The sequence below is a fragment of the Sporosarcina sp. ANT_H38 genome (assembly GCF_008369195.1).
GTDB lineage: Bacteria > Bacillota > Bacilli > Bacillales_A > Planococcaceae > Sporosarcina.
The window spans coordinates 1-13,236 of record NZ_VOBC01000002.1; the positions used below are offsets into that span (position 1 = coordinate 1).

Genomic DNA, 13,236 nt, shown 5'->3' on the forward strand with positions numbered 1-13,236 from the left:
TTGGTTTGGTTTGGTTTGGTTTGGTTTGGTTTGGTTTGGTTTGGTTTGGTTTGGTTTGGTTTGGTTTGGTTTGGTTTGGTTTGGTTTGGTTTGGTTTGGTTTGGTTTGGTTTGGTTTGGTTTGGTTTTGCCTCGTACATAGATCTGGGCAGGTCTCTGTTTTGGCCTGTAACCGAAAAAAGTCCCACTACAATTTAAATTGTAGTGGGACCCACATTGATGCTTTACGTTATTACACTTTTTTTATATTAGAAAACAAAAAAATCGATTCTGGAATTAATCCCTCGAATCGGTTCTGGATTTTTTTAAAAAATGGCGGTCCCGACCGGGATCGAACCGGCGATCTCCTGCGTGACAGGCAGGCATGTTAACCGCTACACCACGGGACCTCAACATGTAGTACTTTTGAAAATATAACTTAGTTTACCACATTTATATCGGAAGTAAATGTGTTAGACCGGCGACGTCCTACTCTTGCAGGGGGAAACCCCCAACTACCATCGGCGCTGAAGAGCTTAACTTCCGTGTTCGGTATGGGAACGGGTGTGACCTCTTCGCAATCGTCACCAGACTTACATCATCTTCCTTCGAAGACAATACTAATCATAACATCTCTCACGAAAATTGCAAGTACTATTTTCAAAAAAAATACCCATAATGCTAAATTGATAGACGGAAATAAAGTTATACATAATTGACGGAATAGTTGAACTGGAAGGTGTGAGAAATACAAATTATATGTTGAAGATAGTGCTATAATTAGTAGTTATTTTATTTACATGGAGGATGTACAGTTGAATCATTCACTACCGTCTCAATCGACCCGTTCTAAAAGGACGATTATTTACATTGCGCTATTTTTATTGATTGCCATTGCGGGATTGGCCTATTTGAAATGGATTCCGTATTATGACAAAAGTATCTTGGCCGCTACTACCCACTCAATCGGGGATTCCATTTTAGGTGATCCGTCTGAATCGGGGTCATTCTCATGGGAAAGCGCTTGGTCCTATGCTTTAATCTATTTCAATTCCGTTTGGAAGGCGGCTGTTCTAGGTATTTTATTGGGATCTTTACTACAGGTGTTACTGCCGGCAAACTGGTTGTTAAGAGTGCTTGGAAAAACTTCTTTTGGCAGCACGGCAATTGGGGGCCTTTCTTCACTTCCAGGCATGATGTGTACCTGCTGTGCTGCACCCGTCGCCGTTGGACTCCGGAAGAAAAATGTTTCTGTAGGAGCTAGCCTCGCTTTTTGGCTTGGCAATCCGACCTTGAATCCTGCCACGCTGATTTTCATGACATTTGTTTTATCTTGGAAATTCACCCTGCTCCGGCTGATATTCGGGATTATTTTGACTTTCGGCGTCAGCTATTTGGCCAATCGTTTCGTACCAGACGTAAAACAGGTGGATATTGATAAAATCATGAAAAAAGTGGATGAAGAGAAGGAATCAGGCTCTTTCATTTCAAGATGGATGAAAAGCTTAGGAACAATGACTTTGTATATTCTTCCTGCTTATATCCTATCCGTTCTATTGATGGGGGCAATTCGTGTATGGTTGTTCCCGCATGTGAGTGAAGCTTCTGCCAATACTATTTTTATGATTATCATTTTTTCGATTGCTGGTATGTTATTTGTGATTCCGACAGCTGCGGAAATTCCCATCATTCAAACGTTCATGTCCTTCGGGCTGGGCGGTGGTCCGGCTGCAGCACTCTTAATCACATTGCCTTCCATCAGTCTGCCATCCCTATTGTTAGTTGCAAGGTCTTTCCCTAAAAGAGTCTTGTTTTTTGTAGTAGGTTCCGTGGTGTTGTTAGGTATACTGTGCGGTGTGATTGGCATGTATATTTTATAATTTATTTAAGGGCACGAAATTATGTGAACTGAACCCCGAATGATGGACACTTAAAAAAAGTGATCTCATTCGGGGTTCAGTTCACATGTCACCTAAAGGTTTATTTTTTAAACAGTAATTAAGAGAATTCTGCATCAAAAGTCTTTAGTAGACTTTTCTTATTGTTTATCACCTCTAACATAACTTCAGTTATCTTCTCAAGATTATCATGCGGAGCAAATCCCCATTGACGTTTTGATTCAGAGCAGTCAATTGCATTTGCCAGCTATCGGCAATACGTTGACGCACAGGATCAACATTATAATATAACGCAAAATCTGCAAGATGTTTTCTAATCTCATATACAACCATCTCTGGGTTCACACTCATTGCATTAATTATGTAGTATTGTATCTGGCTTAAATTCTTCTACGATTTCTTTCATACTTTCAAAATCTCTAACGTCTAGTATTTTTAAATGTTTACTTATTAAATCATCATTATTCGACTTCGTAATATCCGTTGGTAATTCTCTCTATAAAAGTTGAACTATAATTGAATTTGACGGAAGGCTTCTGGAAACGGCTCAAAGAGAGCTTCCAGAAAATCATTCTCGCTTTTCGTGCGATTTTCACAGCCGTCAAGCAGCGGAAAAGAAGTGATTAATCGCTTATGCGTTAGACAATAAAATAATTGTTCAACTTATTTAGCCGCTAAGTTCTTCTTACTAAATATGATTCATATTTGTTAGTCAATGTTACTATGAAATATGCAATTCCCCAATACATTAAAGCAGCTACAATCATTGCTTCAACATAATATGAGTTTGAAGCTGCAATAAGTCTAGCTTCAGCAAATATGTCAACTACAGTAATCATAAACCCTAATGAAATTGCCTTCATTACAACTAAAAATGCACTCCCAAACTCCGGTAGTGCCTCCACAAGTGCCTGAGGAGTTATAATTCTACGAAATGCCTGGAAAGGCGTATATCCTAATGATCGTGCAGCTTCTATTTGTCCATAACCTACCGAGAGAAATGAACCTCTTATTGTTTCCGCTTGAAATGATGATACTGTTAGCGAAACAGCAACTATGAGTATAACAACAGGTGACATATTATGAGGATTATAATCTAAATTTAGTAAATTCGTAAAAAAGCTAACAATCCCAGGTAGGGAATAATACAATATAAAGATAAACACAATTAACGGTGTACCTCTCAGAAATAACTTAAACAACATAACAATTTGCTGAAGTACAGGTACTTTATATTCCTGAATTAATGCCATTACAGTACCCATTAAAATAGATAATATAAATATAGTGACAGCTAGTGCAACAGTTTGTGGAACTACAGTTAATATCCCCAAAAAGTCCTCAACTAATATCTTAAAATTAATCATTTATATCCCCCTTGCACTAAGTCCCGAATCCAACTTATATTTTCTTGTTTTCTTTTCCAATAGACGAACCATACCATCTGAAAGAAATGTAATAATAATATAAATTATCGCAACGATAATAAATACTTGTACCTGGTTCATTCCAAATGATGCTGCTGCAATTAACTCTGCGCGTCCCATAATATCAGCGACACCTAGAGCAAAAACAAGCGAAGTATCATGTATTAAGTGGACCAAGGCATTACCCCATCCGGGCAAAGCAACAGGTACAACTTGGGGAAGTATAATTCTAAAGAATTTTGTAGTTGGCGTATAACCTAAACTATCTGCAGCTTCATGTTGTCCCTTATCGACTGCTTTATATGCTGCTCTTAAAACTTCAGTAAGATAACCACCATGAAATAATGTCAAAGCCAAAATAGCGGCAACAGTAGCACTCATATTACTAACATCAATTCCATAGTTCGCCAAAAGTGGTGGTAATGCATAATAAACTATAAACAATTGAATAATGATGGGCACACTTCTTGTAAATGATGAAATTACTTCAGTAAATTGCTTTAGTATAGGTATATTTTTAACGTTAATTATGGTAAGTAATGATCCAAGTAATAACCCTAATACAGCGGATACCACTAAAATAAATAAAGTAATATGAGCTACTTTTAACAATAAAGAAAATATTTCTAGTGTATTTGGTGCATCCATACCGATGATTCTCCCCTTTATAAATAAACTTAATGCCCATTATAAGTAAATTTGTTCTCTTTTCTTATAACGGGGCAAAACAACTAGATTAATCAAAACATTTTATTTAGTCACTTCATATTTGAATATATCCTCTCCATAGTTTTTTTCGGAAATCTCAGATAGCGTTCCTTCCTCTCTTAATTCTTTCAATGCTTGGTTAACCTCTTCTGCTAGTTGTTCATTTTCTTCTGATTTATAAATCATCATAATTGTTTCTCCTACATAAATAGGATCGGTATCTCTCACATTTAAATCAAGTTCTTCAATAACCTCATTTTGTCCCAAGTTAGCAGGACCAACAAAAGCATCATATTTGCCAGTGTTTATTTCTTTTAGACGCTGAGCGTATGGAATATCACCACTTGATTCCTGAAGTTCAAGTTTATGTTCAGGATTTTCCTCTTGCCAATCCAGTACTACTTGTAAAGTTCCTCCTCCAGTTGTAAAAGGTGTCATACTCTTTCCAACTAGATCCTCAAGAGTTTCAATATCACTATCTTTTTTAACATACATTTTTATCAGACTTCTTCCAGTCGGTTCTTCCGGTACATAAAATTGCTCTTTACGTTCAGGAGTCGGATAGTATCCACCAACATTAAGATCATATCTCCCTGTTTTGAGACCTGTTTCTTGAGCACTATCATCTACCGCTTGAATATTAAATTCATATCCTTCTAATTTTTCATCTATAGCTCTTAATACATCCGGCTCATAACCTAGGATTTCACCCTCTATTGTTTGCCAGCTTAAATTCTTGGAAGTTGGAGGTGTAGTAACTTGTATAGTTCGTACTTTTTCACTTGCTTGACCCTCTGCAACTGACTCCCCGTTACATGCTGCTAATATTAAAGGCATTCCTAAAGCTAATAAAGACATTGATAATTTTTTCAAAAATAACATCCCCTTGTTTATATTTTTATTATCTAGCTTCCATAGCTTCAGCAGCTTCTACATAATAATTTTTCAAAAATTGTTTTGTTCTTTCATTTTGTGAGTTTTCAAAAATTTGTTTAGGTGGTCCTTCTTCAACAATTTTTCCTTTTTCCATAAATACTATTTTATTTGATACCTTTCGTGCAAAATCCATTTCATGAGTTACTAGCAGAATTGTTACACCTGTTTTTGCAACACTTTCGATAACTTTTAACACTTCAGATACCAACTCCGGATCGAGTGAAGATGTTGGTTCATCGAATAAAATTACTTCTGGTTCAACAGCTAAAGCTCTTGCAATACTTACCCTCTGCTGTTGTCCTCCTGATAATCTAGAAGGATATTCATTTGCTTTTTCTAATAAACCTACTTTTTCTAACAAACCAATACTTTTTTCATATGCTTCTTTTTTCGACTTTTTCTGAACTGCTATTTGGGCATCCATCACATTTTCTACTACTGTTTTGTTTTTAAACAGATTAAATTGTTGAAAAACCATTGCAGTGTTACGTCTTAGCTGAAGGATTTCTTTTTTATTAATATTTTTAAAGTCTACACTTATATCTGATAGTTGCATTTGACCTTCATCGGGTTCAACTAGATAATTAATACACTTTAATATAGTTGTCTTACCAGTACCACTTGGTCCGATAAAAGTGACAACATCACCTTTGTTAACAGTTAAATCAACACCTTTTAAAACTTCAACATCACCAAATGACACTTTCAAATTTTGAATAGTTAACATTTAAAATCTCTCCCTTTTTGAAATCCCTTTCAAATAACTATTTACTATCCTTGAGAAAAGTTATTAATCTATACTTCAAAATAACGAAATTTCAATTTTCAGATCTTTTATAGTAACTTTTAAACTCAATTAAACGTTTAAAGTCAGTCCCCCATAACTGGTTAGTTCTTCGAAAGTTATGTTCTCGAGATTAACACCCTCTTTTCTATAGTCCACTGTTGATAGTAAAGATGTGGTATCAATAAGTGAATCTGTATAAGGTATCTTAATACCAGCTTTCTTAGCAATTTCTGAAATTGCCACTAAACCAAAAGGTATATCTTCGGTAAAGTACCTATGATTTAAAGTAGTTGGACCTGCTCCCTCTGGGAATAAGCTAGGTAACGCCTCATATAAGTTGGAATAACTAGTTCCATAAAAGTCATTTAGAATAGTAAGAATATCTTTTGTTTCTACATGGAACAAATCAGCTATTTTCCTTCTTTCATCATCAACTTTTTCAATGTATCTAATGGTTAAAGGAGATACACCCTCTGGATAAAATTGAAATTCTTGCGAATTATCAATCCTGCTAGCATTAAATAGTGATATTGGTACATGAACCACAACGTTTGAATTATTTAATGAAGTTTCAAATACATTTTTAGAAGGAACTAGATGTGGGAATCTCTCTAAAAACTCTGGTGATAATGATGGTTGTCCTTTTGAAGTAGCTAACGTACTTACTAAGACGTTATTTTTAATTTTACTTACACTTACTGATCCTTCATCATCTGCATTACTAATGAAAGGTTGTGCGCTTGTTTCTGCAATAGTAATATTTTTAGTCTCAATATCTTCTCCAAGTATTTGTTTACATTCAATAGCACCCCAATATCCTGGGATAAACACTATTGTTTGATCGTTCTTTAATAACGGCTTTAATTCTTTAATAATTGGTTTATGGCCATCTGCAGTAGTTGAAATAATAATAATTTCAGCATCCTGAACGACTTCTCCCATTGATGTGTGTACTTCTAAATTTATGCATCCAGAATAAACACCTTTTATTTCTAACCCATTTTTAGATATTCGTTCTGCTCTTTTCGTATCCCTTGTGTATAATTTGACCTTTTCTTCATTTAAAGCTAGATAGCTTGCTATCGCTTGACCTGTATTACCTCCGCCTATCACTGCATATTTCATAGAAACACCCCTAAGTTTATTTTTCTTGTTTGATTATTTGCTCTTACTTTCTAAATTGTTAGCACTTTTATATTTTTCAACAGCTTTAACCGCCACTTTCATTGCATCTATAATATGCTTTTCAATTGTTAATTCTGCGTTATTCTTATCTCTTTTAATCATGTAATTTAGTATGAACTCATGTTCTTCAGATAAAGCGTTTATATCTACATAGTGTTTATGAGCTAAACGTCTATATCTATTAATACGATCATTTAGTTGAAGAATAATGTTTACAACTGTTGTATTATCACTGATAGAGTAAATAGCACTGTGAAACTTACCACCGAAATTCTCTGTATCTGTATAATTTTCTAATCTAGAGGTCAATTTAACCATTTTTGTGAGATATGATAAATACTCTATATGCTCTTCTGTAAGATTATCGATTGCATCTCTGATTAGAATCCCTTCTAATTTACTACGTATTACAAATAATTCTTTAACTTCCTTTATTGATATGGGAGCAACACTAAATGTTCCATTCGAATTACGAACAACTAGCTCCTCTACTTCAAGTCTTTGTAATGCCTCTCTAAGAGGTGTCCGGCTTATCTCCAATTCTTTTCCTAATTTCTCATTCACAATAGGTTGTCCTGGTTCAAGTAAACATTTTATGATTTTCTCTTTAATCTGCTCATAAACAATATCTTTGGCTGAAATCCTACTCAAATTATTTTCCGTAGTTTTAAAAATAATCACCACCCCCTTTGTATAAGTGAATAATTGTATACAAATATTATAGCGTACATATTTCTGATTACAACAGTTATTAAGAATTTTCTTTCAATCAATATATTTAGATTCTTCAAACCACTTATAGATAGATTATTGCACATCTGCTGATTAACCATTTAATTACATGAAATACTGGCATGAAAGGCTTGATAACCTCCATTTTCACTGGACCATTTCCCGCTCGCAATCAGCGAACTAGTCATGACGGGTTTAAGGAAGAATTGCAATTCATTCCTCCCTCGAGGGGCATATGTGCTAAGAAGTGACTCCTTTGAGTAACACTGTTGCGAATGATTGCCTGTCGCGTTCCTATAGTGCTGAATTGAAAAAGGCAGTTGCTTTAAAAAAAATGACTCTCGATAGAAATTGCAAGTGCCCGAAGATACAATTTCGGGCACTCTAGTACTTTGTACAATGTATTCCTTGTTTACTTTTAGCAAAGATTATTCATCTAATCAGGTGATGCCTACGCTAGTTTATTTACCGTATTCAATACTTCACCATATATAGTGAAAAAGAAAAAACAATAGAGAAAGCATCTGCCGCCAAAATTGCATCTTTGGCGGTTTTTCTCCAGATAAGAAGCCAGGTATTCTTTCGTTCTAAAAAGCCTAAGCGCTCTATGTACTTAAGTATTTGGAGAACGACGGATGAAAGACAACCATACGATTACTAAAAAAAAAATGTGTAGGGATGTGACAAAGTCACATCCCTACACATCCAAGCATCTCGGTAATCGTAATAGAAGTCATTCAATTCAACGCGATCCAAAAGCGTAACTATACAAATAGTGGGCAGGGGGAAACAAGTTATTTACTGGTTACTTTAGTTAACCTACAGACTTGACAAATTACTTATAAATTTACTTCCCCTATTAAATCTACTACAAAATATATATTGGGATTGTTGTAAATTTTCAGAGGCGCGTCAATTTGTTCGATTTCTCACTGCTTCATTTCAGAAATTCTAACCAACATGACCATTGCCTCCTCTTGATCATGAATAACATTAACGACAGTGATTTTGAATTGTTCATGAAGGTCTTTCTAATTCAAGTGATATTTTCTTTCTTAACCTTAAATCTAGCGGTCAAAGTGGTCCAGCAAAAATAAACTGTTTGGATAATACGGGATTGAAAATACTTTTGTTATATCAAAAATGGTACCCCACACTTATTGCGCCACTTCTATACACATATCAGCATAGGTCCTTGCCCTACAGCAATAAATAAGCAATCGGAGTGACGATGATCAACGTTAAGATGACACGTTGGAACCAAATGGCAATAAGTTGTGGAATCGTAATTGGAATTTCAGTAGATACGATACAGGGTACAACAGCCGAAAAGAATATGATCGATGATACAGAAACAACCGCGATAACAAATTTAACGATTATTCCTGATTTGACCACTAGTAATGCCGGCAAGAACATTTCCGCAATACCAAGTGCACTTGCTTTTGCAACAAGCATTGGTTCCGGCAATTGAAGTAGATACGTAATTGGATAGAAAATATAGCCCAACCAATCAAATATCGGTGTGAACTCTGCTAATACGAGACCTAATAAACCGATAGAAAGGATTGAAGGCAGGATAGCCATTGTCATAAGTACCCCGTCACGTACATTCGTCCATATGTTAGCTACAAAGGTCGGTGCATTCGCTACCGTTTCAGTTGCTTCTTTCCACGCAGCGACAAAACGATTCCCTACTGGCTTAACTTCTGGTTGTGGTGTAGATCCTTCGTAGTATTCATTTTTTATGGAGCGTAGTGGCCAGATGTGAACTGTAATTGCAGTTACAATGAATGTAACGATTAAAGTGACCCAGAAATATAAATTCCAAATTGACATCAAATCTAATGTTTTCGCTACGACTACCATGAAAGTTGCTGATACAGTAGAAAATCCTGTCGCAATGATTGCAGCTTCACGGGCTGTATACTTTCCTTCTTTATAGACACGGTTTGTAATAAGAAGTCCCAAGGAATAAGAACCTACAAAAGAGGCTACTGCGTCAATTGCTGAGCGGCCTGGTGTTTTCCAAATTGGACGCATGATAGGCTGCAGTAAAACACCGATAAATTCTAGCAATCCATAACTGACTAGTAATGCTAGGAATACAGCACCAATTGGCACAATTAGTCCTACGGGTATGGCTAATTTGTTTAGTAAAAATGGACCCATACTTGGTTCAAACAGCCATGCAGGACCTACATTGAAAACGAGCATAATACCTACAATTAATCCTATTACTTTGAAACATGAAAAAATAATATCAACTTTCGACTTATTCCATTTACCAGAAATGAAAGGATAAACGGCACCCGCTAAAATGATAAGCAATGCATAATAGGGTAATACACCACCAAGACTCGTTTGAACCCATGTCACCATATGGTCCAACATGATCGAGCTCTTTTCGCCTATTGTCACCGGTACAAAAAACATAAAAGCACCAATAAAACTAAAAACAAAAAACTTCCACATTCCAGCGTTTGAACCCAGCTTATCCGTTGCCCCCACTTGTTGCATCTAACTTCCCCCTTTTTAGTAACATTTCTCCCCAAGCAGACTACATATCTATTGCATAGACACTTAGCCTACAACTTGAATCCCCTTTTTCCAAACCGCTCCTACATGATTCACTCCAAATAAATATTGTAATTCTTGATAACTGGATACATTCCACATAACGATATCGCCCTGTTTGCCGACTTCTAATGAACCAACGCGATCTTCCATCTGAATGGCACAAGCAGCATTAATAGTTGCAGCCACGAGTGCTTCCGCTGGTGTCAAACGCATTGATATACATGCCAAATTCATGACAAGTGGCATGGATGTTGTCGGTGAAGATCCCGGGTTGCAATCCGTTGAAATCGCTACGGCAACACCCGCATCTATCATCTGTCGACCTTTTGCCGCCTCCTCTCGTAAATAAAGTGCTGTCGCGGGCAATAAACAAGCAATGACACCCGTTTCCGCCATTTGTTTAATTCCTTCATCAGAAGCTTTTAATAAGTGTTCGGCTGAAATCGCCCCAACTTTAGCTGCAAGTTCTGCACCACCATAGGATTCGATCTCATCGGCATGGATTTTTGGAACTAACCCTAGCTTCTTGCCCGCTTCTAAAATACGTTCTGATTGACTGGGTGTAAATACGCCTTTTTCGCAAAACACATCATTGAATCGTGCTAACTTCTCTTCTGCTACACGAGGAAGTATTTCATTCACTACTACATCGATATACGCTTCTTCCATGCCTTTATATTCCTTAGGAACGGCATGTGCACCCATGAAGGTTGAAACGAGATCAATCGGATGCAATTCATTTAAACGCTTCATCACACGTAATTGTTTCAACTCAGTTTCCAGGTCAAGCCCATATCCACTTTTCCCTTCAACGGTCGTTACACCATGTTGCAAAAACGAGTCGAGGCGTTGCGTTGTTTGCGCCATCAGCTCGTCTTCCGTTGCTTCGCGGGTCATTCGAGTTGTCGCATGGATTCCTCCACCTGCATTCATAATATCCATATAGGTTGAACCTTTAAGCCGCATTTCAAATTCGCGTTCACGGCTACCACCATATGCGACATGAGTATGCGGATCGACTAATCCGGGTGTTACTAAACGGCCTGCCGCATCGACAATATCAGCTTCTATAGAACGAGATTCAAACAAATTTTCAAGCTCGTTTGTAGTACCAACCGCTACAATTACCCCATTCTCAATCCATACACTACCGTCTTCTATGATACCGAGTTCCGACATTGACTCCCGAAGTCGTGGTGCATTTTCACCAGACAACGACACCAGTTGAGCAGCATGTTTTATCCACAATGGCTTCATTGATTTGAGCCTGTTAACATTGGCATATTGATCCCTTTATCCCGAGCCGTCTGAATCGCCAGGTCATAACCTGCATCTGCATGACGGACTACGCCCATTCCTGGATCCGTCGTCAACACACGTTCGATACGCGCTTCCGCCTCTTTTGTTCCATCAGCTACAATGACCATGCCCGCGTGTTGGGAATACCCCATCCCTACTCCGCCTCCGTGGTGGAAAGATACCCAAGTTGCACCGCCTACAGCATTAATCATTGCATTCAATATCGGCCAGTCTGATACAGCATCAGAACCATCTTTCATCGCTTCTGTTTCTCGGTTTGGCGATGCCACCGAACCCGAGTCTAAATGGTCACGACCAATAACAATCGGAGCACTCAATTCACCACTTGCCACCATGTCATTGATAATTTTCCCGAAGCGTGCTCTCTCGCCATACCCTAACCAGCAAATACGAGAAGGGAGTCCTTGAAATTGAATTTTCTCTTGCGCCATCTTGATCCAATTACAAAGATGCGTATTGTAGCTAAACTCACGTAAAATAACTTCATCTGTTTTCCGGATATCTTCAGGGTCTCCTGATAGTGCAACCCAACGGAAAGGTCCTTTTCCTTCACAAAATTGAGGACGAATGTATGCAGGTACGAAACCTGGGAAATCGAATGCACGTTCAACGCCTTCATCTTTTGCAACCTGACGAATGTTGTTCCCATAGTCAAATGTAATAGCACCTTTATCCATCATTTCAACCATCGCAGAAACATGTTTTGCCATAGATGCTTTTGAGTGTTTAACATATTCTTCAGAATCCGCATTACGTAATTCAGCCGCTGCTTCCAGTGACATGCCAACTGGAACATAGCCATTCAATGGATCATGTGCAGAAGTTTGGTCCGTCAACACGTCAGGGATAAATCCGCGTGCAATCATTTCCGGCAGAATCTCAGCAGCATTCCCTATCAATCCGATAGATAGCGCTACTCCGTCCTGTTTTGCTTTTTCCGCCAGTCTAATCGCTTCGCCCAACGAATTTGTTTTCACATCTGTGTAGCGGGTTTCAATTCGACGATCAATGCGCGTTTCATCTATTTCGATTCCGATACATACTCCGCCTGCCATTGTCACCGCCAGAGGTTGAGCCCCTCCCATTCCTCCTAGGCCAGCTGTCACCGTAATAGTTCCTTTTAGTGATTCCCCAAAATGTTGTTTCGCAAGTTCAGCAAACGTTTCGTATGTTCCTTGAACAATCCCTTGCGAACCGATATAAATCCAGCTTCCCGCAGTCATCTGTCCATACATCATCAACCCTTTCTTATCGAGTTCATGGAATGTGTCCCAATTTGCAAAAGCTGGCACGATATTTGAGTTCGCTATTAACACGCGTGGTGCATCCGTATGTGATTTAAAGATTGCCACCGGTTTACCTGACTGCACAAGTAAAGTCTCATCATTTTCTAATTCTTTCAATGAACGGACGATAGCATCAAAGCTTTCCCAGTTCCTCGCTGCCTTTCCAATTCCACCGTATACGACTAATTCCTCAGGATGCTCTGCCACATCAGGATGTAAATTGTTCATCAGCATGCGAAGAGCTGCCTCTTGTTGCCAACCTTTCGTATTCAACTTTGTTCCTGTATATTGAATTACCTTGCTTAATGTATCCGTTTTCAATAGTAAAAACCCCTTCCGCTATATTTTCATTATATATAGAAATTTCACTAAATTAATTACAAAATAATCTCTTTATTA

The 13,236-nt window shown here is 37.7% G+C and carries 10 protein-coding genes, 1 tRNA gene and 1 rRNA gene; 1 reads left to right on the forward strand and 11 read right to left on the reverse strand.

What is annotated here, in order from left to right; translation table 11 throughout:
* Nucleotides 1-312: 312 nt before the first annotated feature.
* A tRNA-Asp gene (locus FQ087_RS12135) sits at nucleotides 313-388 on the reverse strand.
* 66 nt (nucleotides 389-454) lie between these two features.
* Nucleotides 455-570: ribosomal RNA gene (gene rrf, locus FQ087_RS12140) — 5S ribosomal RNA — on the reverse strand.
* Nucleotides 571-793: 223 nt separating this feature from the next.
* Here rrf and FQ087_RS12145 point away from each other — a divergent pair.
* Nucleotides 794-1,858 carry a permease gene (locus tag FQ087_RS12145; protein WP_370456073.1) on the forward strand — a complete coding sequence of 355 codons (1,065 nt, stop codon included), beginning with the start codon at nucleotides 794-796 and terminating at the stop codon, nucleotides 1,856-1,858.
* Between the two features lie 692 nt (nucleotides 1,859-2,550).
* Here FQ087_RS12145 and FQ087_RS12150 read toward each other — a convergent pair.
* The 9 genes from FQ087_RS12150 to hutU all read right to left on the reverse strand — a co-directional run bounded on the left by FQ087_RS12150 (nucleotide 2,551) and on the right by hutU (nucleotide 13,158).
* Nucleotides 2,551-3,243 (reverse strand): amino acid ABC transporter permease, encoded by a 693-nt coding sequence (locus FQ087_RS12150; protein ID WP_149580871.1) that lies wholly within the window; start codon nucleotides 3,241-3,243, stop codon nucleotides 2,551-2,553.
* Nucleotides 3,244-3,951, reverse strand: a complete 708-nt coding sequence (locus tag FQ087_RS12155) for an amino acid ABC transporter permease (protein ID WP_149580872.1) — start codon at nucleotides 3,949-3,951, stop codon at nucleotides 3,244-3,246.
* Between the two features lie 102 nt (nucleotides 3,952-4,053).
* Nucleotides 4,054-4,893: a transporter substrate-binding domain-containing protein gene (locus FQ087_RS12160; RefSeq protein WP_188006733.1), complete on the reverse strand. Its 840-nt coding sequence runs from the start codon at nucleotides 4,891-4,893 to the stop codon at nucleotides 4,054-4,056.
* A gap of 19 nt (nucleotides 4,894-4,912) precedes the next feature.
* Complete coding sequence (locus tag FQ087_RS12165; protein WP_149580874.1) at nucleotides 4,913-5,674, reverse strand: amino acid ABC transporter ATP-binding protein; 762 nt, start codon at nucleotides 5,672-5,674, stop codon at nucleotides 4,913-4,915.
* Nucleotides 5,675-5,803: 129 nt separating this feature from the next.
* Nucleotides 5,804-6,859 carry an NAD/NADP-dependent octopine/nopaline dehydrogenase family protein gene (locus FQ087_RS12170; protein WP_149580875.1) on the reverse strand — a complete coding sequence of 352 codons (1,056 nt, stop codon included), beginning with the start codon at nucleotides 6,857-6,859 and terminating at the stop codon, nucleotides 5,804-5,806.
* Between the two features lie 33 nt (nucleotides 6,860-6,892).
* The gene (locus FQ087_RS12175) at nucleotides 6,893-7,600 is read right to left on the reverse strand and encodes a GntR family transcriptional regulator (protein WP_149580876.1); all 708 of its coding nucleotides are present in this window, start codon (nucleotides 7,598-7,600) and stop codon (nucleotides 6,893-6,895) included.
* Nucleotides 7,601-8,851: 1,251 nt separating this feature from the next.
* Nucleotides 8,852-10,171, reverse strand: coding sequence for a YjiH family protein (locus tag FQ087_RS12180; RefSeq protein ID WP_149580877.1), 1,320 nt, complete (start codon nucleotides 10,169-10,171; stop codon nucleotides 8,852-8,854).
* 63 nt (nucleotides 10,172-10,234) lie between these two features.
* Complete coding sequence (gene hutI, locus FQ087_RS12185; protein WP_149580878.1) at nucleotides 10,235-11,488, reverse strand: imidazolonepropionase; 1,254 nt, start codon at nucleotides 11,486-11,488, stop codon at nucleotides 10,235-10,237.
* The gene (gene hutU / locus FQ087_RS12190; protein ID WP_149580879.1) at nucleotides 11,485-13,158 is read right to left on the reverse strand and encodes a urocanate hydratase; all 1,674 of its coding nucleotides are present in this window, start codon (nucleotides 13,156-13,158) and stop codon (nucleotides 11,485-11,487) included. The genes hutI and hutU overlap by 4 nt, the downstream gene beginning before the upstream one ends.
* Nucleotides 13,159-13,236: the final 78 nt, after the last annotated feature.